The organism is Providencia sp. PROV267 (genome assembly GCF_028477825.1).
Lineage (GTDB): Bacteria > Pseudomonadota > Gammaproteobacteria > Enterobacterales > Enterobacteriaceae > Providencia > Providencia stuartii.
Genome location: NZ_JAMPLX010000011.1, coordinates 249,375 through 274,665, shown reverse-complemented (window position 1 = coordinate 274,665; position 25,291 = coordinate 249,375). Strand labels below are relative to the sequence as shown.

Genomic DNA, 25,291 nt, shown 5'->3' with positions numbered 1-25,291 from the left:
TGTAACATTATCATGCCGCTCCATACACAACTTTCTTTCATATTAAGAACAACAGATCATTGGCTTAAGTTATCAAAAGAGTTAAAATATAAAGTTGCTATTAACTATTTGATTTATCAAAAATCATTAGCATTTCTTTCTCTATATTCTATTAATCAGTATTTATTACTCTAAAGGTGTATGCGTGCAGAAATATTTTACAGAAGCGCGTAGCTTGCTCGCTCTCGGCATTCCGATCATTCTTGCTCAATTTTCACAAACGGCGATGGGTTTTGTGGATACCGTGATGGCAGGTAGTGTCAGTGAAACCGAGATGTCAGCAGTTGCAGTTGGATTTTCTATCTGGCTGCCAGCTATTCTTTTTGGTCAGGGGTTATTAATGGCACTGACACCTATCGTCGCACAGATGAATGGTTCTGGTCGCCGTCAGTTAATTGGTAATCAAATTCAGCAAGGGCTATGGCTAGCGTTCTTCCTTTCACTGGGTGTGATCTTTTTACTTTATAATAGTAAGTTAATTATTGGTAACATGCCGCATATTAATGAAGAGCTAGCAGATAAGTCTGTCCGTTTCTTACATGCGATTATGTGGGGTGCGCCCGGCTATCTATTTTATCAGGTCTTTCGTAGCCAATGTGAAGGTCTATCCAAAACCAAACCAGGCATGGTGATTGGTTTTCTCGGCTTGATGGTCAACATTCCCATTAACTATATCTTTATTTATGGGCATTTTGGTGCGCCTGCATTAGGTGGTGTGGGTTGTGGTGTCGCAACTGCATCAGTCTACTGGGTAATGTGCATTATGATGCGTTGGTACGTAAAAAGAGCAGGCTCACAACGCGATATTAAGGCGACACAACCCTTTGCTTCCCCTAACCCACTTATTATGAAACGTATTTTTGTTTTAGGTGCACCTATTGGGTTAGCGTTATTTTTTGAAGTGACACTATTTGCCATCGTCGCATTGCTGGTTGCGCCGCTGGGTGTCGTGGCGGTTGCAGGACACCAAGTTGCATTAAACTTCAGCTCGGTCATGTTTATGTTCCCATTGTCATTGGGTATCGCTGCCACTATCCGTGTGGGTTATAACCTTGGACAACAATCGACTGAAGCAGCGAAAGTCTCTTCTTATACCAGTTTGGCAGTTGGCTTATTAGTCGCATGCTGTACCGCGATCCTGACGGCAACCTTACGTGAACCTATTGCGTTAATGTATAACAAAAGCCCTGAAGTAGTTGTTCTCGCTTCAAGCCTCATGCTATTTGCAGCGATTTACCAGCTTTCAGATTCGGTGCAGGTCATCGGTGCAGGTATTTTACGCGGCTATAAAGATACGCGTTCTATCTTCTTTATTACCTTTACCGCTTACTGGATTTTAGGGTTACCTGTGGGTTATGTACTCGCATTAACTGACTTTATCTTCCCTGCGATGGGGCCTAAAGGCTTTTGGATCGGATTTATTGTGGGTCTAAGTGCGGCTGCCGTGGGTATGGCCACCCGTATTTGGTGGATCCATAGGCAACCTGATAGCGTTGTTTTACTTCGTTCAACGCGCTAATTGATGGAATAACAAGCAAATTATTCGATTGGGGAATGTATTTTTGCTTTAGTCGCGGTAAATACGAGCAAACTATCACGAAAATACATTTTCCCCTTGCCAGAACGGCGGTAGGACGTTAATATTCGTTCCCGTTGTCACCCTGACAGTTTTGAAACGCGTCCGTAGCTCAGTTGGTTAGAGCACCACCTTGACATGGTGGGGGTCGGTAGTTCGAGTCTACTCGGACGCACCATTTCAAAAACGTCAATGAAATTGCAATGCGTCCGTAGCTCAGTTGGTTAGAGCACCACCTTGACATGGTGGGGGTCGGTAGTTCGAGTCTACTCGGACGCACCATTTCACAACGTCAATGATATTACAATGCGTCCGTAGCTCAGTTGGTTAGAGCACCACCTTGACATGGTGGGGGTCGGTAGTTCGAGTCTACTCGGACGCACCATTCAACGATGTTATTCACTGTTTCTCCCTTGTTTTCTTATCTGCTCCACCGTTTTTGTGACCACCTTCTCGTGTTGCGCAACAGCACCGATAAAATCTTCAATTATTTTGATCTGAAATATCTCTTCACTCAATTTTGCAAAATTTGATTTGTCTCACAGTTTTTTGTTGTCTATAATAATCGCACAAGCTGAAAGGTTTCATCAAAAATAAATCAGTAAGTTAGCTTTAGTGCATTAGGTTACAATCATAATAATTAGCATAAAAAATGTGATCTAATCCACAACATAATTGCATTGAACACCAGACTGTCGCGTATTCTTAATACAATGCGTTGCGCAACAAAACGTATTCATGAATCGACGACAATACCGATTTCCTTTATAACCTTTAGATAGACTGCCATGAAAAAAACGAAAATTGTTTGTACCATCGGTCCAAAAACCGAATCAGAAGAAAAATTGAACCAACTTCTTGATGCAGGCATGAATGTCATGCGTCTCAACTTCTCTCACGGCGACTATGAAGAGCATGGTCAACGTATCAAAAATCTACGTGCAGTCTGTGCGAGAACTGGCAAACAAGCCGCTATCCTGCTTGATACTAAAGGGCCTGAAATCCGCACCATGAAACTTGAGGGCGGTAACGATGTTTCTCTCGTTGCTGGTCAAACTTTTACATTCACTACAGATACCTCAGTTATCGGTAATAAAGACAGAGTTGCTGTAACTTATGCCGGTTTGACCGCAGATCTTAACGCGGGTGATACCGTTTTAGTCGACGACGGTTTAATTGGCATGAAAGTGAAAGATGTCACCGCGACAGAAGTGATCTGTGAAGTCTTGAATAATGGTGATTTAGGTGAGAAAAAAGGCGTTAACCTACCCGGCGTCTCTATTGGTTTACCTGCTCTCGCTGAAAAAGATAAAGAAGACCTGATTTTTGGTTGTGAGCAAGGCGTCGATTTTGTCGCCGCGTCGTTTATCCGTAAACGTTCTGATGTGGAAGAAATCCGTGCTCACCTGAAAAAACACGGTGGCGAAAATATTCAGATCATCTCCAAAATTGAAAACCAAGAAGGTTTGAATAACTTTGATGATATCCTAGAAGCGTCTGATGGTATCATGGTTGCCCGTGGTGACTTGGGTGTTGAGATCCCTGTAGAAGAAGTTATTTTCGCCCAAAAAATGATGATTGAGAAATGTGTTGCTGCACGTAAAGTCGTGATCACCGCAACGCAAATGTTAGATTCAATGATCAAAAACCCACGCCCTACTCGCGCTGAAGCAGGCGACGTGGCAAACGCCATCCTTGATGGTACGGATGCTGTGATGCTTTCAGGTGAAAGTGCTAAAGGCAAATACCCTGTTGAAGCCGTTACTATCATGGCAACGATTTGTGAGCGCACAGATCGCATCATGCCAACCCGTATTGATAACCAAAAACCAGGCCAACGCCTACGTGTCACCGAAGCGGTTTGCCGTGGCGCCGTTGAGATGTCTGAGAAGTTAGACGTTCCACTGATTGTCGTTGCTACTTTCGGCGGTAAATCAGCCAAATCAGTCCGTAAATACTTCCCTACCGCGCCTATTTTAGCGCTAACCACTAACGAAGAAACCGCTCGTCAGTTGTTATTGGTAAAAGGTGTAGTACCAATGATGGTTGGTGGTTTCACATCAACAGATGATTTTTACCGCGAAGGTAAACGTGCAGCTTTAAATAGCGGCTTGGCGAAAGAAGGTGATGCTATTGTGATGGTATCTGGTGCATTAGTTCCAAGCGGAACAACCAATACATCTTCCGTACACGTGCTGTAATTAGCAATAGCTTAAAATCCATAACGTCTTAAGACATCGTTTAGGGCGTAATTAAAACGGGGAGAACTTTGTTTTTCCCGTTTTTGTTTTTTTAAGTCATGTTTCAATAAATGAATGTTTGTCATTCTGCCTGAGCACAATAAATGGTTGCCATTTTCGCTCATCCAACACTTATACTATTAGTCGAATAAGGTAGGATGTTTTGTTTTAACATAAAATGCTTCCGGTAGAGAATGTTTTGATTTATGGCGTTATTGCAATCTATTATTCATTTGCTATATTAGACTAATATCTCAAAGAGAGTTTGATTTGATTGAATAATAGCCTTGAGAGTTGAGAATACATTTTTTCTTATTTTTCCTACTGTCTGGCTAAAAGTATTTCTAGCAAAACTGGAAATTAAGTACTAGCATAAGAAAAAGTAAGTACCATTCCTGAACACATTGCGTTGTTCATATGGAATAAGTAGATGTAGAAACAATCTGATATCTATTTTACTGGTCGCTTACTTTGGTATTTTCAAGATAAATCTATCTAGAGGGTAAAATAATGATTCGTACTAAAATTGTTCTGGGCTCTATCGTTCTAGCTTCAGCATTACTGGCGGGTTGTTCTAACAGCACTGAAGTGCAAAAACTCTCTTCAGACGTGCAAACTCTGAATGGTAAAGTTGATCAACTGAGCAACGATGTCCAGACTATTCGCGCTGAAGTTCAAGCTGCACAACAAGAAGCAGCTCGTGCTAACCAACGTCTTGATAACCAAGTTCGTTCTTACAAAAAGTAAGTTTGAATTAGCAACGGTATAACAGTCTACTGTTTTATACCGCATAATCTTATATGTAGAGGGCCTAGATATTAGGCCCTTATTTTTTACCTGTTATTCGTTTTCAGATCCCTGATAGACAGGTTGAGGCTGTGAAATAGTAAATTCATCAATCGGATTCAACGCTGGATATTTACCCTGTTCATTGATGACTTCATCCGTTTGACTGCCACTCACGCTGTACTCCGGTTCATATTGCCTTTCAACCCCCTGCTCCTTGTTAACCCTCACAGGCAACCCTGAACGCCTTGCCAGCTCTTTTTCCACTAATGCTTTATCAATCTCTTCATTTTCAAGGAAACGTTTAAAATCATCAGAGAGCGGTATCGGCATTGTTTGTGGATCATCTGAGGCTTTCTTGGAAAGAGGTTGGTGTACTTCGATGTAATAGCTACCATCGGCTTCTTTTGAATATTTAACCGGTTGATTGATCACTTGCACTCGCGTTCCTTTAGGAACCGTTTTAAACAGAGCTTCAATATCATCTGGGCGTAGACGAATACAGCCTGAGCTAACACGCATACCAATACCAAAATCAGCATTCGTGCCGTGAATTAAATATTCACCTCTGCCATATGCTAAACGTAACGCATAAAGCCCCATTGGGTTGTCTGGTCCTGCGGGTACCACCGCAGGCAAAGTGATCCCTTCTTTGGCATAATTTTTACGAATATTCGCCGTTGGCGTCCATGTGGGATCTTTAATGGATTGGCTCACAGATGTCACCATTTCCGGTGTATCACGCCCTAATTGACCAATTCCGATAGGATAGACCACCACTTCTTTACTACCTTCAGGATAGTAATACAGTCTTAATTCGGCGAGGTTAATAATAATCCCCGTCCGAGGTGTTGCTGGCAATAACATTTGCGTCGGAATAATCAACTCTTTGCCAGCTTCGGGTAAATAAGGATCCGTACCGGGGTTCGCTTCTAGCATCGCCAGTAAACCAATTTGATATTCGCTGGCAATCATTTCTAATGAACGACCATCATTGGGAACAACATAGCGTGTATTTTCCCCGATAAGGCGCGTATTGCTATCTGGTAATGGATAATCCTTCGCTTGTACTGGCGATAGCAATACACTTGCCACAAACAAACTTGCCACAGTTAACGCTTTCTTCATACCGACTCCAGGGAATACCAAACTATGCTCTAATAACTTGAGGGGTAGCTAGGCAGCAAAAAAGCAGCCACTAGAAATTCAAATGGAGCTTAGCCACAACTCGACGATTCGAAGCGGATAGACATCGCTTCTCATTCAAGATGTACATAATAGCAACTATATTGCTCATCTTTAATACCCGTTGAATATTTTGTAAGTAGTAATCGTTATATCATTGATGAAACAATGAGTTAAGCTAAATCGAAGAGTTAATCATGAATACAAGGGATGGCTGCTCAGAACAGTTCAAAAAAACAAGCAGGGAAATAGTATTCCCCGCGAGATAATTATTGTAGCTGTGTTGCTCGGGAAAGGATTGTCCGGATCATCGCATTAAGGCCCTGAGTACGCGACGGCGTCAAATGCTGCTCCAAAGCAAGTTGAGCGAAAAATGATTTGACATCTACTGACAAGATCTGCTCAGCCGTTTTCCCCTGAAAAAGAATAATGACTATTGCAACTAACCCTTTCACGATCGCCGCGTCACTATCACCAGCAAAACAAATGCTACCATCTGGCTGTTTTTGCATATCTATCCAGACTTGGCTTTGACAACCTGCAATCAAGTTACTATCGCTACGTTGTTGCTCTGTTAATGGCGTTAAGCGCCCACCAAGCTCTATCATGTATAGATAACGCTCTTCCCAGTCTTGGCAACGTGCAAAATTCCGTAGCAATTTATGTTCATCGGGTAAAGCTGGCATACTTCTTTCCTTAATTAATCACAAATGTCTCTAAGGTTAGTCAACCTGATTCGTTTTCTCTGCTGATTAGCAAATCGCTCAGTTAATAGGAGCAGGGTTAATAAATGAAAAAGCCAATAACATATTGGCTTTTTCAGTCAATGATAACAAAAACAATCAGGCTTTAACGCCTAGCCTAACAATTTTTTAATGCGCTGTAATGCATTGAATAAGGAATCTATCTCTTCTTTGGTCGTATAGATACCTACCGAAGCGCGACACATTGCAGGAACATTATAGCGGTCCATCAATGGTAATGCACAATGGTGCCCAGTACGGATAGCAATACCATATTGATCTAAAAAAGAGCCAACATCGTAAGCATGATGTGTGCCGAGGTTAAATGCAATCACCCCTTCACGTTGATCGTTACCGTATAGGGTTAATGAGGGAATTTCTTTTAATTTTTTAGAAGCATAGGACATCACTTCCTTTTCATAAGCAAAGGCTTCTGCTCTCCCTAACGCATTGAGATAATCAAAGGCCGCCCCTAAGCCAATAATGGCGCTAACATTGGGGGTTCCTGCTTCAAAACGCCATGGCGCATCCGCATAAGTGATCCCGTTTTTAAGACTGACATGGCGGATCATTGCTCCACCCCCTTCCCACGGAGGCATCTTATCTAAAAGTGATTTTTTGCCATACAGAATGCCAATCCCTGTCGGCCCATACAGTTTATGCCCTGAGAAAGTATAAAAATCACAGTCTAACTCTTGCACATCAACAACACTGTGCATCGCACCTTGAGCGCCATCGACTAACACATACAACTCAGCCCCACAATTAGCCGCTAAAGCCCTCGCTTGCTGAATAATCTCTTTAACGGGGTTAACGGTGCCTAGCACATTAGAGATGTGAGTAAAGCTCAATAACCGTGTTTTGGCATCAATGAGTTCACCAAGTTGCGTTAACAGTAACCGCCCATCGTCACTAACAGGAATGACCCGAATTTCAAAGCCTATAGATTCGGCTAATATGTACCAAGGTACGATGTTGGCGTGGTGTTCCATCTCAGTAATGACAATATTATCGCCTTTACCGATAAATGTTCGCCCGAAGGTATTGGCAACAAGGTTGATTGCTTCGGTTGTGCCTTTAACAAAAACCATTTCTTCTGCTGAAGAGGCATGAATAAAATCAGCCGCTTTTTGGCGTACCTCTTCCATCATGCTTGTCGCTTGCGCGCTGAGGGTATGTATCCCACGATGTACCGCAGCATATTGATGCAACGTAAACTCGCTCTCTTTTTCAATCACTTGCAGAGGCTTCTGTGCACTTGCTGCACTATCAAGATAGACCAAAGGATGATTATTCACACTTTGGGATAAGGCAGGAAAATCCTGCCTAACTGCTGTTACGTTGTATGTCATACGCGTATTAGACCTCTGCTAAGCGTTGGCGAATATTCGCCATGACGGCTTGTTTGAGTTCTTCATTTTCAATCGACTCAGTCAACTCCGCTGCAAAAGCAATGATAATCATATGTTTTGCGGCTTTACCGTCAATCCCTCTGGAGCGCAGGTAAAATAACTGCTCATCATCAATACGGCCTACCGTTGCACCATGCCCACACTTCACATCGTCAGCATAAATTTCTAGCTGAGGCTTAGTGTCAACTTCTGCTTTATCACCCAATAATAACGTGTGATTGCTCATTTGACCGTCTGTTTTTAAGGCATTTGGCGCCACTTTGATCATGCCATTGAACACGGCTTTACTTCCGTCCATGGCAATGACTTTATGTAATTGCCGGCTTTCACACTGACCTACATTGTGTTCAAGGTAAGTCCGAGTATCGACAATTTCACTGTCTTTTGGCAATAACAAGCTATTGAGTGAAAAATGCCCATTTTCACCCATCAGTTGTGCGCTCGTATGATGGCGCGTTAGTGCTCCACCCAGCAAAAAGCTGCTGCTTAATACTTGGCTATCGCGACCAACCACGATGTCATTATGAGCAAAATGCTGAGCTACATTGTTTTCGTTATTCAGTTTGAAGTGCTGATATTGCGCATTATCCCCCACTTCAACTGTTAAACGGCCCCCAGTAAAATGGGCTTTATCGTTAAAACTGACAAAATGCTCGATCACTTGCGCTTTGCTGTTTGCATCTAACGTGATGTGATAGCGATATTGGCTAGTATTCACCGTATCGCCATCACTACCGCTGGATATATTCAGTAGATAAAGGGGCTTTTGTGCAATTTGATTTGCACCTAGGTGAATAACAATTGGCTGTTGAGCAAGACTTTCCGTTAAATGCAAAAAGATCTCACTATTAACCGCATCGGGCAGCATATCTTGGCTATCTAATAGCGCAACTTGAAATGGCCCCATATCGATAGAGCTAAGTGTTGAGCTATAGCGGCCATCAACAAGTACGATTCGATAGGCATCAATCGGAAGCGCTAAAGCTTCACACGCTTTTTCGTCAAGATCTTGTTCTGCAAAACGATAATGTGTATTCAATACCGAATGCAACGGCGTATAGTGCCAATCTTCATGACGAAAAACCGGTAAACCGACTTGTTTAGCTTTTTCCCAATGTGCCGCCGCATGATGCGATTTCGCCCCAGAGCGTTGCTCAAAAAGTGTTGCAAAACGCGCCATCGCTTGCTCATTTAATGCAGCTACCTGAGCACGTTTTCCTGCTCTTTCACTGTTGGTCAATAAGCCAGCCATAACCTTGCTCCTCCAGTTTTTTCGCCAAGCTGAAATCACCTGATTTGATGATTTTCCCCTGATACAGCACATGCACAAAATCAGGTTTGACGTAATCCAGAATGCGCTGGTAATGCGTCACAATGATAAATGAACGGTCTGGAGAGCGCAGTGAATTGACACCATTGGCAACGGTTTTCAATGCATCAATATCTAACCCTGAGTCAGTTTCATCTAAGATGCAGAGTTCTGGCTCAAGAGCAGCCATTTGCAGAATATCATTACGTTTTTTTTCACCGCCGGAGAAGCCCACGTTAACAGAGCGTGTCAATAAATCTTGAGGCATCTCCAGTAAGTTAATTTTATCTTCAATAAAATCTTGGAAATCAAAACGATCTAAAGGTTCTTGCTGACGATATTCACGAACCGCATTGACGGCCGTTTGGAGGAAGAATTGGTTACTCACCCCTGGAATTTCTACTGGGTATTGGAACGCTAAGAAGATACCCTCACCAGCTCGCTCTTCTGGGTCCAACTCTAGCAAATCTTTACCTTTGAAAATGACTTCGCCACTGTCGATGTCATACTCTTCACGACCAGCGAGTGTTGCAGATAACGTACTTTTACCTGAACCATTCGGACCCATAATGGCGTGAACCTCACCCGGTTTCACTTCCAATGATAAGCCCTTTAATATTTCATTGCCTTCTACACTTACATGTAAATTTTTAACACTTAACATATCAACATGCCTTTAGCGCTTTTGCGCATATAAACCTGATTGTGATCAGCCCACACTGTGCTCTAGGCTGATTGCCAGCAATTTCTGTGCTTCTACCGCAAACTCTAACGGAAGTTCCGAGAAAACGTCTTTACAGAAACCATTTACGATCATTGAAATCGCATCATCTTCACTAATTCCACGCTGTAAGCAGTAAAAAAGCTGATCTTCGCCAATGCGAGAAGTGGTCGCCTCATGTTCTAGCTGAGCGGTGTTATTTTTGACTTCAACGTAAGGGAATGTGTGTGCTCCACACTGAGTACCAATAAGCATCGAGTCACATTGAGTGAAATTGCGTGCATTATGTGCGCTTGGTAAGATTTTCACTAAGCCGCGATAGCTATTTTGGCTTTTACCCGCTGAGATACCTTTAGAGATGATCGTCGAACGCGTATTTTTACCAATATGGATCATTTTAGTGCCGGTATCGGCTTGCTGGTTACCGTTTGTCAGTGCCACAGAGAAAAACTCACCAACCGAGTTATCCCCTTTTAAGATAACACTTGGGTATTTCCAGGTGATCGCAGAACCCGTTTCAGATTGAGTCCATGACATTTTCGAATTCTCACCTTCGCACAGCGCACGCTTAGTCACAAAGTTAAGAATACCACCTGCTTCACTGTCGCCACCGGAGAACCAGTTTTGAACCGTTGAGTATTTCACTTCTGCATCTTTATGGATGATGACTTCGACGACCGCAGCATGTAACTGATAGCTATCACGGACAGGTGCTGAACAGCCCTCAATGTAGCTGACATAGCTTCCTTCGTCGGCGATCAAAATCGTCCGTTCAAATTGCCCTGTTTTTGCAGCATTAATACGGAAGTAAGTGGAAAGCTCCATCGGACAACGTACCCCTTTCGGGATATACACAAAAGTGCCATCCGATGCCACCGCCGCATTGAGCGCAGCAAAGAAGTTATCGTGACTAGAAACGACAGTGCCAAGGTATTTTTGCACCAACTCAGGGTACTCTTGGATAGCTTCACTGAATGAACAGAAAATAATGCCGTGTTTAGCAAGATCATCACGATATGTTGTAGAAACAGATACTGAGTCAAAAATAGCATCGACCGCCACGGCCTTCCCTTCACGAACAGGAACACCGAGTTGGTTGAAGGCCTCTTCAACTTCAGCCGTTAGATAATTATTGGTTTCTGTAACACCAGTTCCTTGCTTCGCACCGGATTGTGACCCGCAACTGTCATCACAAGAACCACAAGATGGCGCTGAGTAATAGCTGTAGTCTTGATAATCTAAATTTGGATAATGGGCTTTTAACCAGTGTGGCTCTTCCATTCCTTTCCAGTGATGATAGGCATCAAGGCGGAATTTTAGCATCCACTCTGGCTCATTACGTTTTGCAGAAATCGCTCGGACAACATCTTCGTTGATCCCTTTAGCCATTTCATCTGTGGCGACATTCGTAAAAAAGCCTTCTTTATAACGCTGGTCATTTAGCCAGCTTTGAACTTCATCGCCAATTTCTACATTGCTCTGAGACATAATCTGACTTCACATATTAAACACCGAAGCTTTCACCACACCCACAGGCATGTTGCGCTTTCGGATTATTGAATTTAAATATCCGATTAAGCCCTTCTTGGACATAATCGACAACTGTACCATCGATAAATGGCATGGCTTCTTTAGGTACATACAGACGTGCACCATCATGTTCAAAGAGTAAATGATCCTCTGTTGGGTTCTCGATCATCTCGAAAACATAGCCAAAGCCAGCGCATCCAGACTGTTTAACACCCAGCGAAAGCCCTTTAGTTTCAGGATTTTGCTCCATCAATTTTTTGATTTGTTTCGCCGCGCTATCAGTTAGGCTGACACCTTGCCAATTCGTTTCGTCTATAGAAAAAGTTTCTACGCTGTCATTCACATTTGCAGTCATATTGACCCCACAATTCTCATGGCTTTTCAGCCAGTTATCAGGAGATTAACTCCGTTTATCCTATGGTAACGATAACCTTTGTCACTTCAACCATTTGTTTTGAAAGGTTATACCTATTCTAGCTCATTTTTTACGCATTTTGCGCTTATTTATACGCCATCGCGTGTAAAAATGTACACTAACTCATTAAAATATAACGATTAAAAAAAGTTACATTTTTTTTAATATTATGTACTCATCAATACACTTAAATGGCACAAATTAATAAAGATACATTTATTATACAACTTAATCGGCAAGACAAAAATTGAAATTCTGATGAAATTGTTGAAGGAACCTCAACCCTATTCGAGTTGAGGTTAATGGGTATCAATCGGAGAGTACCGCGGTCGTTAAACGAGAAGTACAACACAGTTGCCCTTTCTCATTGAAAATATCAATATTCCATACCTGCTGGCGGCGCCCTAGGTGAACAGGCTTACAAACGCCTTTCACTACACCTTGGGTTGCCGAACGAATGTGATTAGCATTAATTTCAAGGCCAACAACACGTTGTTCCCCTTCACTGCATAGGTAACCTGCTATTGAGCCTAATGATTCCGCCAGCACAACAGAAGCGCCCCCATGTAATAAACCAAATGGCTGTTTTGTTCGTTGGTCGACAGGCATAGTGCCTTCAAGGTAATCATCACCATACCCCGTGATCTCAATACCTAGATGGCCTAACATACAGCCTTTGGCCATTTCTGCCATGTGGTCAAGCGTAAATTTACGTCTCCAAATCATTCAACTATCTCCAATAACGCCTGTATAGGGTGTTTTATTTGTGTATTTTCCATACGTTTTACTTGGCTGCGACATGAATACCCTGTGCTTAAACAACGCTCTTTGGGTAATTTCTCTATCGCGGGTTTCCACGATAAATTATAGATACCTTTCGAGTTTTTGATATTCGCCACTTCATGACCATAAGTCCCAGCCATACCACAACACCCTACACTGATGTTTTTAAGCTCTTGACCATAACGTTTAAACAAATTTGCCCACTGAGTCGCACTATTTGGCAATGCGGTTGTTTCCGTGCAATGACCAAAGAAATACCATGGGGCAGACGACACCTGACGATGCTCGGTAGGCTCAGGCAATGTCACTAGCCACTCATGAGCAAGTTGTACGGTAAAACGGCACTGCTGCGCCCCTAAAATCTCACGGTATTCATCGCGATAACACAACACTAATGCAGGATCGACGCCAACCATAGGTAACTCTAATTTGGCGACCCGATTTAGAAAATCAGCGGTTTTCTGCGCTGTTTTGGCAAAGCGAGCAAGGAACCCTTTGACATGTTGTGCCTTACCATTCGGTGAAAATGGTAATAAAACAGGTTTAAAGCCCAATTTTTCGATTAATTTGACAAAGTCCGCCACGACTTTTGCATCGTAATAACTGGTGAATGGGTCCTGTACTACCAACACATGGTTTTCACGTTGTGCAGGAGACATCGACTCTAACTGCTCCAGCGTCACTGTCATCGCCGCATGCCCTGATAGCTCTTGCTTTAAGGTAGGTTGAGAAAACAGCGGGAGATCGACCATTCCGATCGTCTGCTCACTTAATTTCTGTACCCATGGCTGACGTAAGAAAAAGTTAAATACACCCGGCGCTTTCGACATCAAGGGGGCGCTATTTTCCACTCCCGCCACAATATGATCCCGCACAGGCCTTAAATATCGGCTGTGATATAGCGCTAAAAATTTGGCTCTAAATGAAGGCACATCGATTTTGATCGGGCATTGTGTTGAGCAAGCTTTACAAGCTAAGCACCCAGACATCGCGGCTTTAACTTCATGAGAAAAGTCATAATCCCCTTTTTTCGCCTGCCATGTATTGCGTGTTTTCTCAATCAAGCCGCGTAGTGATGGACGGTTTTCTTGTATTCCTTTTTCTAAGCTTTCTGGCGTGACGCCTTGGTTAGAAAGAAGCCGTAACCATTCACGAACGAGGGTCGCACGCCCTTTTGGCGAATGGATCCGCTGTCCACTTATTTTCATTGATGGACACATAGGGCTTTTCACATCAAAGTTAAAACATAGCCCATTACCGTTACACTCCATCGCCCCACGGAACGTTTGGCGTACCTGTACAGGTATTTGGCGATCATAGGTGCCTCGCTTAACTGCATCCACCTGTTTCATTGGCGCATCAATACCGGCTGGCGGACAGATTTTACCTGGATTCAGACGGTTATCAGGGTCAAAAGCGGCTTTGATATTCCGTAACTCGTTATACAGCACTTCACCGAAAAACGCCGGGCTATATTGAGCGCGGAACCCTTTACCGTGCTCCCCCCATAATAACCCGCCATATTTGGCAGTCAGCGCGACAATGTCATCTGAAATTTGCTTCATCAACACTTCTTGTTGCGGGTCACACATATCTAAAGCAGGACGTACGTGTAAAACCCCCGCATCCACATGCCCAAACATCCCGTAATTCAGATTGTGGCTATCCAGCAGTGCTCTAAACTCTACTATGTAATCCGCTAGGTGTTCAGGTGGTACGCAGGTATCTTCAACAAATGGGATCGGTTTAGCAGCCCCTTTACTATTTCCTAATAAACCAACCGCTTTTTTACGCATATTGTAAATACGGTTGATGTCATCCAAATCATGACAGACTTGATAGCCAATCACACCCGCTTGGTGACTTGCCATTAACTCATCTAAACGCTGGCACAGGCTCGTGGTTAAGTGATTGATTTCGTCCTCATCATCCCCACTAAATTCAACAATATTAAGGCCCAGCATCTCTTTGTTTGGTACATCGGTGATTAATGCTTTCACGGAATGCCAAACGATATCTTCCCGTGCTAAATTCAGTACTTTTGAATCGACGGTTTCGACAGACAGAGCTTTTGCCTGCACCATAAACGGCGCATTACGTAGTGCAGATTCAAAAGAGTCATATTTAACGTTCACCAAACGGCGTACTTTTGGTAAAGGGGTAATATCCAACGTGGCTTCGGTAATAAAAGCCAGTGAACCTTCCGACCCCGTTAAAATACGCGTCAGGTCGAATTCACTAAGGTCATCATTAAACACATGACGTAAATCATAGCCCGTTAAAAAACGGTTCAATTTTGGAAACTTTTCTTCAATCAAAGGGCGCTGCTCTAAACAGCGTTCAAGTACGGTTTTGTAGATACGCCCTGTGACAGAATCCTCTGACGCAATCGTTTGGGCGAGTGCGATAGGCATAGCGCATGTTTCAAGGCATTCCCCTCCCAGCAAAACCGCTTTAACACCCAGCACGTGATCTGAGGTTTTACCGTACACCAAAGAGCCTTGCCCCGATGCATCGGTATTGATCATCCCCCCTAATGTGGCTCGGTTACTGGTGGACAACTCAGGTGAGAAAAAATAGCCATAGGGTTTGAGAAATTGGTTTAGTTGATCTTTCACCACACCCGCTTCTACTTTAACCCAGCCCTGTTCAGGGTTAATTTCTAGAATGCGGTTCATATAACGTGACATATCAACCACAATCCCTTCGGTCAATGATTGACCGTTCGTTCCTGTGCCACCACCTCGTGGGGTGAAGGTTAATTCTCTGAATTTTTCTAACCCGGCAACACGGGTTATAATTTGGACATCCGCACTCGAACGAGGAAATACCACCGCCTGAGGTAATAATTGATAAATGCTATTATCGGTCGCCATTGATAAGCGTTCCGCATAGCTAGTGCCATTATCGCCTGTAAAGCCATGTGCCTGTAGTTGGTGCAGAAATTCAATAACTAGTTTACTTAAATGAGGTGCTTCAGTTATACGCGGGATCATTATTAACGATGACTCTTGTTGTTTAGTGTTCGCATTACTCGTTATGTACTATCTTTATTTTAAGTAGCACAATAGTGCCTGATTGGTTTACGGAGCTTCCCCCTGCAAAACCCGTTTTCCTTAAAGAAGGTACAACCGCTGATGACATTGTCAGTGATGGAACCATATCACAATATTGTTTTTTTTGATCGTGAAAAAGAAATTACGTTATTTTCACCTGAAAAAATGGCTCACTTGCAGTGTTTTTATTTGTTAAGGATTAGGCATTAATGGAAAAATCGCAAAAACGTCTCGACTTACCCAAACTTATTTTTGGCTTCGCATTTATCATTTTAATGATAGCGGCCTGTTTTTGGGTACTGAACCCGTTTATTCTTGGTTTTGTATGGGCTGGTATGATGGTGATAGCAACATGGCCACTACTCCTACGCCTTGAAGCAAGGTTGTGGAACAAGCGTTGGTTGGCGGCTTTAGTCATGGTCTCCTTAATACTTTTACTATTCGTTATACCGCTGGGTATTCTTATTGGCAGTATTATTCAAAATAGCACTCCGCTAATTGAACTCGCTAAGTCACCTAACAGTTTGCGCTTGCCTGATCTAGAATGGCTTAACAGCGTCCCTTTCGTTGGTGAAAAAATTTATTACGCTTGGCATAGTTTGGTTGCCAGTGGCGGTAATGCACTGTTAGCCAAAGTCCAACCCTATTTAGGACAAGCTGCTGGTTGGTTCCTCGCACAAGCCATCAATGCCGGCCGTTTTATGTTCCATCTCGCCTTAATGTTGCTATTTAGCGGTTTACTCTACCTTAAAGGCGAATCTGTGATGTTAGGTATCCGTCATTTTGCCGTTCGATTAGCAGGGATACGTGGCGATGCAGCGGTAGTCTTAGCCGCACAGTCAATCCGCGCCGTTGCATTAGGTGTCGTCGTCACCGCCCTTATTCAAGCTATTGTTGGCGGTGTAGGGCTTGCCTTATCGGGTATCAGCTATGCGGCTATCTTAACCGTTCTCCTCTTTATCTGCTGTGTTGCTCAGCTTGGCCCGCTACTGATTATGGTACCATCCGTCATTTGGCTATTCTGGACAGGGGATACAACATGGGCAATCATCCTCGCTGTTTGGGCTGCTGTTGTCGCAACCATGGATGGCGTATTACGTCCATGGCTGATCAAAATGGGGGCTGACTTGCCGATGGTGCTCATACTTGTTGGGGTTATCGGTGGTATTCTCTCCTTTGGTATGATTGGTTTGTTTATAGGTCCGGTCGTACTTGCGGTGTCATACAGTCTATTAAAAGCCTGGATGAATGAGGTCGCCATACCAAATGAAAACCTTGAAGAAACAGAAAAGTTTCTCGAAGAAGAGTTTATGAGTAAAAAATAAATTTACTTTAAACTAACCAACAGTATGCTCTCTATTAAGCATACTGTTGGATTATCGATTATGTTCATTAATATTTAGAAACAATATTTAACAGACTAATGTTAGTATTCAAGCTCATTTGTGATATTATCTTTTTCGTTGAAACGAATTCTCTTTATGATACAGCGACTAATAAATATATTAAGAGTGTTCTTAGTGATTATAATTTTTAATTAATTTATTATCTTCACATCGAATTACGTTTTGATTAATACGAATCTCAATATCATGCTTATTTAATTTAATGCGTGATTATCCCAATAGAATTGCTGTGTGTAGTCTTTGCCTGTCAGCCCATGATAGGCTTTTTTTTTTTATTTTTTTCTCAACATGAATTTTGTTCATCATCCTAGGCCTCGCCGGCTGGCCTGCAACTAAGGCAATGACTTCATCTTTTATTACTCCCATTTTGAGTAAGTAATATCACCTTATAATTCTTTATATAGTTATTTATATAGCATCACTTATTGATTTAACTCAAAATGATTAACACTAATGGATCGGTTTATTAACTTTCTAATATTACTTAATCCGTGTAAACACCTATTAATTCTCATCCAGTATTTAAATTTACTTATATTAGATATTAATTAATAACTGATAGCTTCTATTGAAGTTGACAATCGGTATATTCAATTTGATTTATAAAAAAAGCCGACAATTATAATTGTCGGCTTGAGACTCTCGTCTTAAATAATAGATTAATTCATTATGAATCAGCTAATTTTAACCAAGTTTGTACAACGGTATCTGGGTTAAGAGAAAGACTATCTATTCCCTCTTCAACTAACCATTGCGCAAAATCTTGATGATCCGATGGGCCTTGACCACAAATACCGACATATTTGTTTTGACGTTTAGCCGCTTGAATCGCCATCGATAACATGGCTTTTACGGCATCATTGCGTTCATCAAATAGCTCAGAAACAACTCCAGAATCCCTATCTAAACCTAAGGTCAATTGGGTCATATCATTAGAGCCAATAGAGAAGCCATCAAAATGTTCAAGGAATTGGTCTGCCAGTAATGCGTTTGATGGGATCTCACACATCATAATGACTTTCAAGCCGTTTTCACCACGTTTGAGGTCATGCTTCGCTAATTCAGCCACTACGGCTTCCGCCTGAGCGACAGTCCGCACAAATGGGATCATCACTTCAACGTTTGTTAGCCCCATCTCATTACGTACCCGCTTAACGGCTTCACACTCAAGAGCGAAACAATCTCGGAAGCTATCTGAGACATAGCGCCCTGCTCCACGGAAACCTAACATTGGGTTCTCTTCTTCCGGCTCATAAATATCCCCACCGACAAGGTTGGCATACTCATTAGATTTAAAGTCAGAAAGACGCACGATAACCCGTTTTGGCCAGAATGCTGCCGCTAACGTCGAAATCCCTTCAGTCAACTTACCAACATAGAATTCAATGGGATCATCATAACCTGCCATCATGGTGCGAATTTCATTTTGTAGCTCAGGAGTTTGTGAATCGAACTCCAGTAAAGCTCTTGGGTGAACACCAATCATTCGGTTAATAATGAATTCTAACCTCGCTAAGCCAACCCCTTCGTTTGGTAAACAGGCAAAATCAAATGCACGATCTGGGTTACCCACGTTCATCATGATCTTGACATCAAGCGCTGGCATTTCGTCAACGGCGGAACTATGAATTTCAAATCCTAGCTCACCTTCATAGACAAACCCTGTATCCCCTTCAGCACAGGAAACAGTCACCTGACTATTTTCCAGCAGGCGCTCTGTCGCATCACCGCAACCGACCACAGCGGGGATACCCAATTCGCGGGCAATAATCGCCGCATGGCAGGTACGACCGCCACGATTGGTCACAATCGCAGCCGCTTTTTTCATGATAGGCTCCCAATCTGGGTCTGTCATATCAGTAACGAGTACGTCGCCAGCTTGGATCCTATCCATCTCATTTAAGTTATGGATCACTTTAACATGGCCTGAACCGATACGATGCCCGATAGCACGCCCTTCAACCAACACATTCCCTTGTTGTTTTAATTGGTAACGTTCCATCACTTGTTGATTCGAGCGAACGGTTTCTGGGCGAGCCTGAACAATGTACAGACGCCCATTATGACCATCTTTAGCCCATTCGATATCCATTGGGCGACCATAATGTTTTTCAATCTGTAATGCTTGGCGCGCCAGCTCTTCAACTTCGTGATCAGTCAAAGAGAAACGATTGCGTAGTGCTTCTGGCACATCTTCAATCTGTACTTGCTTACCGTGCTCTTGACTGTTCGCATAAACCATTTGTAATTTTTTCGAGCCAAGAGTACGACGCACAATAGCTGGACGATTATTCAGCAAGGTGGGTTTATGCACATAAAACTCATCTGGGTTTACTGCCCCTTGCACAACCATCTCGCCTAAGCCATAAGCTGAGGTGATGAAGACGACTTGGTCGAACCCTGATTCAGTATCAATGGTGAACATCACGCCAGAAGATGCTAAATCTGAGCGCACCATTCTTTGAACACCCGCGGAGAGTGCCACTCCACGGTGGTCATAGCCTTGGTGGACACGATATGAAATCGCGCGGTCATTAAATAAGGAAGCGAATACGTGTTTAATAGCAACCAATACAGCATCGATGCCTTGAACGTTCAAAAAAGTCTCTTGCTGCCCTGCGAATGAAGCATCAGGCATGTCCTCTGCTGTTGCAGATGAACGTACAGCAAACGAGGCATCTTTTTCACCTTCAGACAGTGTTTGGTATGCCGCACGAATATCACTTTCTAACTGTGGTGTAAAAGGGGTGTCGATAACCCATTGACGGATCTTTTCCCCCGCCGCAGCGAGTTGATTAACATCATCAATATCCGTTTCATCTAGCAGCTGATAAATGCGCTGATTCACGCCGCTCTGCTCAAGAAAATCATTAAACGCCTGTGCGGTTGTCGCAAATCCGTTAGGTACGGATACACCAAGATCGGACAGGTTGGTAATCATTTCACCGAGCGAGGCATTTTTGCCGCCAACACGGTCAACATCATTCATCCCTAATTGGTTATACCAAAGTACATTACACGGAGTGAGGCCATTTGTGGACATTGAAAGCGATCCTTTATCTTTATCTAGCAATTTAGTGACAAGGTACAAATCGTAAAAAATCTCATTGGCGATAATTCGCCTCACGAAATAGACTAGCACAGACAATATCTGAATATAGACTGGTGAATCGTTCCAACTAGCAAGAAAAAATTTTTGTTCTAAAAATTGTTCAAATATTGGCTATACTTTCCCCTATAAACTATTTTTTAAACTTTAATCAAATATAATATCTCTCTAAAACCAACGAAAAATACAACAAAAGACACTATATATGAGCGAAATAACCGCAACTAATCATAAAACAAACCTCACAGAACGAACTGTTTTTTTTATTTCAGATGGAACCGCAATAACCGCAGAAACGCTAGGACATGCTGTTTTGTCGCAATTTCCCTTAGTTTTCAATTCCTATACGCTACCTTTTGTCACCACAGAAGCACGTGCGCAGGAAATAAAACAGAAAATTGATACGATTTATCAAGAGACTCAAAACCGTCCACTGGTGTTCTATTCCATCATTTCCCCCTCCGTAAAAAAAATTATTACCGACAGCGCCGGTTTTTGTCAGGATATTGTGCAAACCTTGGTTGCCCCTATTCAGCAAGAAGTGGGGTTAGAGCCTGAGCCTAAACTCAACCGTACCCATGGCTTATCGCTACAGAATATCAATCAATATGATGCTCGCATTGCTGCTATCGAATACACATTAGCCCATGATGACGGTATTTCCTTGCGCAACCTAGACCAAGCACAAGTGATTTTGTTAGGCGTCTCCCGTTGTGGTAAAACCCCTACCAGCCTCTATTTAGCCATGCAATTTGGTATTCAAGCCGCTAACTATCCATTTACGGCAGACGATATGGATAACTTGCAGTTACCCGCTGCACTACGCCCTTATACGCATAAATTATTTGGTTTGACGATAAGCCCGGAAAGACTAGCCGCTATTCGTGAAGAGCGACGTGAAAACAGCCGCTATGCATCATTACGTCAATGTCGCATTGAAATTGCTGAGGTCGAGGCACTATTTAGACAAAACAAGATCAACTATCTCAATACAACCAATTACTCAGTAGAGGAAATTTCTGCCAAAGTTATTGACACGATGGGGCTAAAACGGCGTATCTTTTAGTCGAAATGTATTTTTTAAAAAATCTTTCATTCAATCTCACGTTGTAGGTTGAATTCGAGCCATTTTCGTTTATTGTGATCCTAATCACTGATACGGCTCTGCCTATTAAAGCTTTTGAGAAGAAAGAATGCAAAAAACTGACGAACTACGTACTCAGCGTGTGGATAGCTTAATTACCCCACAGACACTCGCTGACGAATTTCCTATTTCTGAGAAAGTGGCTGAAAACGTGACAGCGTCACGTAAACGGATAGAGAAAATTTTATCGGGGGAAGATCCCCGTTTATTGGTTATTATTGGCCCATGCTCTATTCATGATATTGATGCGGCTCTGGAATATGCTAATCGGCTGAATGTTTTACGTGAACGCTATCAAGACCGTCTTGAAATTGTTATGCGTACCTACTTTGAAAAACCCCGTACCGTTGTAGGTTGGAAAGGCCTGATCTCCGATCCTAATTTAGATAACTCTTGCCAAGTCAATACGGGGATACGGCTCGCCCGCAAATTACTTATTGATGTCAATCAGCTTGGGCTACCTACCGCAACAGAATTTCTCGATATGGTCACAGGGCAATATATTGCTGATTTGATCAGTTGGGGAGCGATTGGCGCAAGAACAACAGAAAGCCAAATCCATCGAGAAATGGCATCGGCACTCTCTTGCCCTGTTGGTTTTAAAAATGGTACTGATGGCAATATCCGTATTGCTATCGATGCCATCCGCGCAGCCAGCGCCCAACATATGTTTTTATCGCCCGATAAAAGTGGCCAAATGACCATCTACCAAACCAGTGGTAACCCACATGGCCATATTATTATGCGTGGTGGAAAGCAGCCTAACTACTCTGCCGGAGATATTGCAGCGGCTTGTGATAAGCTACGTGAATTTGAATTAGCTGAACATTTAGTCGTTGATTTTAGCCATGGTAACTGCCAAAAAATCCACCGTCGCCAACTTGAAGTCGCCCGCGATATTGCCGAGCAAATCAAAGGCGGTTCGACCGCAATTAGTGGTGTAATGGCTGAAAGCTTCTTACTTGAAGGCACTCAAAAAATTATTGCAGGTCAACCTCTAACTTACGGGCAATCCATCACAGACCCCTGTTTAGGCTGGGATGATACCGAGCAACTCATTGATATCTTGGTCCAAGCAGTAGAAAGCCGCTTTAAATAAGCTGACTTTTTATTCCCCCACCGACTCTTTCACTCTCTCTGATAGGAAAGAGTCGAGTTCCTTTCCGCATAAATATTCACCAAATATTGACCTAAATCGATAAGCAACTCATGCATTGTAGTGATTTTGTCATCTAAATGTAAAAACCCCTTGATGTTACTTAGCAACTTAAAGATAATGATTCTCACTCTTAGTTTTATTATCAATTGGGCCAAATATGACTGATAACATCACTAAACCACCTATTGAAAATATCGCCAACTCAACCCTTCCGCCCGTAAAAGTTGACGTTATAGATAGTCATCAATTATTAGGCTCTGAAGGTAAATTAGCGATCCAACATCGCGGCGAGATATACCAGTTAAGGCAGACTCGTGCTGGTAAACTGATTTTAACCAAATAGTTTTTATTCAAAATTTATTCACAGCAAGCCACCCAGATCTTGTATCAAGGCAGCCAGCGATATTCACCACATAAGGAAAGGATTTCCTATGGAGTTTAAACTGATGTCTGTTACACCCACCATATCGTTAAATGGTTCAAAAATAACCGTTTCCGCACTTGCGACAACACTCGCTATTTCAGGATTTAGCGCGGTTGCAACAGCAAAAAAGACGATAGGTGATACTGTTCATGTTACGACCCACCCTTTTCATCACGAAAATATTACGGTGGCCGAGCAAGTCGATGTCATTGATGCTCAAGCCCCTGAATATCAATCAGCAAGCTCTGCCTTAGATTTATTAAAAGGCCAACCCGGTATTTTTGTTTCTGGTACTGGTGGAACCTACGGTCAAGAGGTTCATCTACGTGGCTATGATTCTCGTGGTGTAAAAATCACAGTGGATAACGTCACTCAAGATTTTAATTCTGGGTTATACAATGCGACATTTATTGACCCGTCACTGGTAAAAAAAGTCTTTGTCCATAAAGGTGCTTCATCCGTTGCTCATGGAAGTGGCGCGCTAGCGGGTGTCGTAGCGATGAAAACCGTGAATGCAAAGGATTTATTAAAGCAAGGGCAGGCATTAGGAGGCCGCGTTTTCAGTGGGGTCAACCGCAATGACCACAGCTACCTTGCCGGGGCATCGGTATATGGACATACTGGCCCTCTGGATATGCTATTAAGTTATAGCCAACGTAAAAAATATTCACTCGCATCTGCGGATTTTCCAACTCAAGATAATCATGAGAAAGTGCATAATTGGTTATTAAAAACCACTTGGTATGCACACCCTAATTATCATTTAGCCTTACAGCTACGTGATTATCGTAATGATGGGTTAGGTCTCAAACAACCTACAGTAAACAACTCCGCTGATACGCGTTTTAAAAACACGCCCCACGAGCGCGATAGCCACCAGCGGGATGTTTCAATTAGTCAATATATTACCTCAAACCGTTTCCCTAACTGGCAAGCAAATTGGGATCTGTACTATACCGACCTCTCTTTGAGTCAGTTAGATAGAGAAAAAGCTAAGGCTGATAATCAATATCAACGCGAAAAGCGTACGCAATATACCTATGGTACAAAATTGACTAATCACTTTATTGTTCCTATTGAGGGCTGGGTGAATAACCAAATAGAAAGTGGTATCGAGTATTATCAACAACAGCAAAAACCCAATAAACACGCGATCAGCTACCCCCCTGCTCGACTAGCTAATATTTCGGGCTGGGTTAACAATGATATGACGTTACACCACCTGCCTATTACACTCTCAGCAGGAACCCGTTTCACAAGCTATGAAGCTTCACGTCAAGGGTTTGCAAAGAATAGAGACACGAATTGGTCATCACGTTTTGCGGTCAGTATCACGCCGGCACATTGGTTAAACCTATACTCCTCTTACTCCGAAGGTTATCGGACGCCTCGTATGGCAGAGCTGTATAACAATTCTAATCACTTTTCGGTGATGGGCGGCTGGCTAACTTCCGATTTTAGACCTACGCCTGACTTACAACCTGAGACAAATAAAACAGTAGAAGTTGGTTTAAAAGCAAGTTTTGATGATCTGTTATCAAATGGCGATGAACTGCAATTTGGGTCAACGTATTTTGATACCAAAGCGAAAAACCATATTGCCGTTGAAGGTCGTTACACCAAAAAATACCATTTCATGAAAGGGCAATATCAATGGTTCCCTAATGAAATTTATTTTAGCAATGTTCCTTCCGCCACCATTCGAGGTATTGATAGCTTTATTCGCTACAAAACCCACTGGTTTGATTTAAATATCAGTCATAACAAAACAACAGGTAAAGAGGACGGCACAGGCTATTCTCTCTCTTCCATTCGCCCTGAAACGCTACTCATTCGCTTCAATGCCCCCATTGCAACTACTGGCCTTAGTCTTGGCTGGGTAGGTGAATTTGCGGCTAAAACACAGTTCCAAGGCAATGCTAAGTACCAATTAAAACAACATAAATCTCAGCATGGACTCGATCGTTACCATAAAGAAGTCATCCAGTATGCAGGCTATAGCCTTCATGACTTTTATGTGAACTATCAAGCTGACCAATTTATAAAAGGGTTGAATACGACATTAACGATGAAAAACGCCTTTGATCGTCAATATGTCTCTTCGATGGGGGTTCCCCAAGAAGGCCGTAATTTCTATTTCAATGTGAGTTATCAATGGTAACCATTTAATAATTATAAAATAAATAATACTCGCCGGTTTGTTTCCCTGCATACAGATTTAGGCAAAATCGAAACTTAGGGAGCAAACCGGTAA

18 protein-coding genes and 3 tRNA genes are annotated in these 25,291 nt (G+C 42.6%); 11 read left to right on the top strand and 10 right to left on the bottom strand.

From position 1 onward, the window contains the following. Positions 1-184: 184 nt before the first annotated feature. From PR709_RS09930 to PR709_RS09905, 6 genes are all read left to right on the top strand, one after another. On the top strand, positions 185-1,558 hold the full coding sequence (locus PR709_RS09930; RefSeq protein ID WP_004919178.1) for an MATE family efflux transporter: 1,374 nt from the start codon (positions 185-187) through the stop codon (positions 1,556-1,558). A gap of 158 nt (positions 1,559-1,716) precedes the next feature. Continuing rightward, positions 1,717-1,793: transfer RNA gene (locus PR709_RS09925), tRNA-Val, on the top strand. 27 nt (positions 1,794-1,820) lie between these two features. Continuing rightward, positions 1,821-1,897, top strand: a tRNA-Val gene (locus PR709_RS09920). A gap of 26 nt (positions 1,898-1,923) precedes the next feature. Next, positions 1,924-2,000 (top strand) — tRNA-Val (locus tag PR709_RS09915). Between the two features lie 403 nt (positions 2,001-2,403). Next, positions 2,404-3,816: a pyruvate kinase PykF gene (pykF, locus tag PR709_RS09910; RefSeq protein WP_004919173.1), complete on the top strand. Its 1,413-nt coding sequence runs from the start codon at positions 2,404-2,406 to the stop codon at positions 3,814-3,816. A 549-nt stretch (positions 3,817-4,365) separates the two neighbouring features. Beyond that, entirely contained in the window at positions 4,366-4,602 is a 237-nt protein-coding gene (locus PR709_RS09905; protein WP_004919171.1) for a major outer membrane lipoprotein, read from the top strand. 93 nt (positions 4,603-4,695) lie between these two features. On the opposite strand, the gene PR709_RS09900 is transcribed toward PR709_RS09905, so the two are convergent. The 9 genes from PR709_RS09900 to ydiJ all read right to left on the bottom strand — a co-directional run bounded on the left by PR709_RS09900 (position 4,696) and on the right by ydiJ (position 15,735). Then, the gene (locus PR709_RS09900; protein WP_004919168.1) at positions 4,696-5,769 is read right to left on the bottom strand and encodes a L,D-transpeptidase family protein; all 1,074 of its coding nucleotides are present in this window, start codon (positions 5,767-5,769) and stop codon (positions 4,696-4,698) included. Positions 5,770-6,095: 326 nt separating this feature from the next. Next, positions 6,096-6,512: a cysteine desulfuration protein SufE gene (gene sufE / locus PR709_RS09895; RefSeq protein ID WP_004919167.1), complete on the bottom strand. Its 417-nt coding sequence runs from the start codon at positions 6,510-6,512 to the stop codon at positions 6,096-6,098. A gap of 170 nt (positions 6,513-6,682) precedes the next feature. Then, complete coding sequence (gene sufS / locus PR709_RS09890) at positions 6,683-7,921, bottom strand: cysteine desulfurase SufS (protein ID WP_004919165.1); 1,239 nt, start codon at positions 7,919-7,921, stop codon at positions 6,683-6,685. A 7-nt stretch (positions 7,922-7,928) separates the two neighbouring features. Then, positions 7,929-9,233: a Fe-S cluster assembly protein SufD gene (gene sufD / locus PR709_RS09885; protein ID WP_004919163.1), complete on the bottom strand. Its 1,305-nt coding sequence runs from the start codon at positions 9,231-9,233 to the stop codon at positions 7,929-7,931. Then, positions 9,208-9,954: a Fe-S cluster assembly ATPase SufC gene (sufC, locus tag PR709_RS09880; protein ID WP_004919160.1), complete on the bottom strand. Its 747-nt coding sequence runs from the start codon at positions 9,952-9,954 to the stop codon at positions 9,208-9,210. Before sufC ends, sufD begins: the two co-directional genes overlap by 26 nt. A 45-nt stretch (positions 9,955-9,999) precedes the next feature. Then, positions 10,000-11,499, bottom strand: a complete 1,500-nt coding sequence (gene sufB / locus PR709_RS09875; RefSeq protein ID WP_004919158.1) for a Fe-S cluster assembly protein SufB — start codon at positions 11,497-11,499, stop codon at positions 10,000-10,002. Positions 11,500-11,515: 16 nt separating this feature from the next. Then, positions 11,516-11,896, bottom strand: coding sequence for a Fe-S cluster assembly scaffold SufA (gene sufA, locus PR709_RS09870; RefSeq protein ID WP_004919156.1), 381 nt, complete (start codon positions 11,894-11,896; stop codon positions 11,516-11,518). A 369-nt stretch (positions 11,897-12,265) separates the two neighbouring features. Then, positions 12,266-12,682 (bottom strand): 1,4-dihydroxy-2-naphthoyl-CoA hydrolase, encoded by a 417-nt coding sequence (gene menI, locus PR709_RS09865; RefSeq protein ID WP_004919152.1) that lies wholly within the window; start codon positions 12,680-12,682, stop codon positions 12,266-12,268. Next, positions 12,679-15,735: a D-2-hydroxyglutarate dehydrogenase YdiJ gene (gene ydiJ / locus PR709_RS09860; protein WP_004919150.1), complete on the bottom strand. Its 3,057-nt coding sequence runs from the start codon at positions 15,733-15,735 to the stop codon at positions 12,679-12,681. The genes menI and ydiJ overlap by 4 nt, the downstream gene beginning before the upstream one ends. Before the next feature lie 269 nt (positions 15,736-16,004). Here ydiJ and ydiK point away from each other — a divergent pair, with 269 nt between their 5' ends. Next, positions 16,005-17,120, top strand: coding sequence for an AI-2E family transporter YdiK (ydiK, locus tag PR709_RS09855; RefSeq protein ID WP_004919146.1), 1,116 nt, complete (start codon positions 16,005-16,007; stop codon positions 17,118-17,120). A gap of 748 nt (positions 17,121-17,868) precedes the next feature. On the opposite strand, the gene ppsA is transcribed toward ydiK, so the two are convergent. Further along, complete coding sequence (gene ppsA / locus PR709_RS09850) at positions 17,869-20,244, bottom strand: phosphoenolpyruvate synthase (protein WP_014658213.1); 2,376 nt, start codon at positions 20,242-20,244, stop codon at positions 17,869-17,871. Positions 20,245-20,515: 271 nt separating this feature from the next. Between ppsA and ppsR the strand changes: the two genes are divergently transcribed. From ppsR to PR709_RS09830, 4 genes are all read left to right on the top strand, one after another. Beyond that, positions 20,516-21,376, top strand: a complete 861-nt coding sequence (gene ppsR / locus PR709_RS09845; RefSeq protein ID WP_004919142.1) for a posphoenolpyruvate synthetase regulatory kinase/phosphorylase PpsR — start codon at positions 20,516-20,518, stop codon at positions 21,374-21,376. A 127-nt stretch (positions 21,377-21,503) separates the two neighbouring features. Then, on the top strand, positions 21,504-22,553 hold the full coding sequence (locus PR709_RS09840; RefSeq protein ID WP_004919139.1) for a 3-deoxy-7-phosphoheptulonate synthase: 1,050 nt from the start codon (positions 21,504-21,506) through the stop codon (positions 22,551-22,553). 217 nt (positions 22,554-22,770) lie between these two features. Then, on the top strand, positions 22,771-22,956 hold the full coding sequence (gene hemP / locus PR709_RS09835; RefSeq protein WP_004919137.1) for a hemin uptake protein HemP: 186 nt from the start codon (positions 22,771-22,773) through the stop codon (positions 22,954-22,956). Positions 22,957-23,044: 88 nt separating this feature from the next. Beyond that, positions 23,045-25,198, top strand: coding sequence for a TonB-dependent receptor domain-containing protein (locus PR709_RS09830; RefSeq protein WP_004919134.1), 2,154 nt, complete (start codon positions 23,045-23,047; stop codon positions 25,196-25,198). Positions 25,199-25,291: the final 93 nt, after the last annotated feature.

Bases quoted from the DNA above. Each gene is read 5' to 3' on its own strand.
- pykF (WP_004919173.1), top strand. From the start codon at position 2,404: ATGAAAAAAACGAAAATTGTTTGTACCATCGGTCCAAAAACCGAATCA.
- PR709_RS09905 (WP_004919171.1), top strand. From the start codon at position 4,366: ATGATTCGTACTAAAATTGTTCTGGGCTCTATCGTTCTAGCTTCAGCA.
- PR709_RS09900 (WP_004919168.1), bottom strand. From the start codon at position 5,769: ATGAAGAAAGCGTTAACTGTGGCAAGTTTGTTTGTGGCAAGTGTATTG.
- sufE (WP_004919167.1), bottom strand. From the start codon at position 6,512: ATGCCAGCTTTACCCGATGAACATAAATTGCTACGGAATTTTGCACGT.
- sufS (WP_004919165.1), bottom strand. From the start codon at position 7,921: ATGACATACAACGTAACAGCAGTTAGGCAGGATTTTCCTGCCTTATCC.
- sufD (WP_004919163.1), bottom strand. From the start codon at position 9,233: ATGGCTGGCTTATTGACCAACAGTGAAAGAGCAGGAAAACGTGCTCAG.
- sufC (WP_004919160.1), bottom strand. From the start codon at position 9,954: ATGTTAAGTGTTAAAAATTTACATGTAAGTGTAGAAGGCAATGAAATA.
- sufB (WP_004919158.1), bottom strand. From the start codon at position 11,499: ATGTCTCAGAGCAATGTAGAAATTGGCGATGAAGTTCAAAGCTGGCTA.
- sufA (WP_004919156.1), bottom strand. From the start codon at position 11,896: ATGACTGCAAATGTGAATGACAGCGTAGAAACTTTTTCTATAGACGAA.
- menI (WP_004919152.1), bottom strand. From the start codon at position 12,682: ATGATTTGGAGACGTAAATTTACGCTTGACCACATGGCAGAAATGGCC.
- ydiJ (WP_004919150.1), bottom strand. From the start codon at position 15,735: ATGATCCCGCGTATAACTGAAGCACCTCATTTAAGTAAACTAGTTATT.
- ydiK (WP_004919146.1), top strand. From the start codon at position 16,005: ATGGAAAAATCGCAAAAACGTCTCGACTTACCCAAACTTATTTTTGGC.
- ppsA (WP_014658213.1), bottom strand. From the start codon at position 20,244: ATGTCCACAAATGGCCTCACTCCGTGTAATGTACTTTGGTATAACCAA.
- ppsR (WP_004919142.1), top strand. From the start codon at position 20,516: ATGAGCGAAATAACCGCAACTAATCATAAAACAAACCTCACAGAACGA.
- PR709_RS09840 (WP_004919139.1), top strand. From the start codon at position 21,504: ATGCAAAAAACTGACGAACTACGTACTCAGCGTGTGGATAGCTTAATT.
- hemP (WP_004919137.1), top strand. From the start codon at position 22,771: ATGACTGATAACATCACTAAACCACCTATTGAAAATATCGCCAACTCA.
- PR709_RS09830 (WP_004919134.1), top strand. From the start codon at position 23,045: ATGGAGTTTAAACTGATGTCTGTTACACCCACCATATCGTTAAATGGT.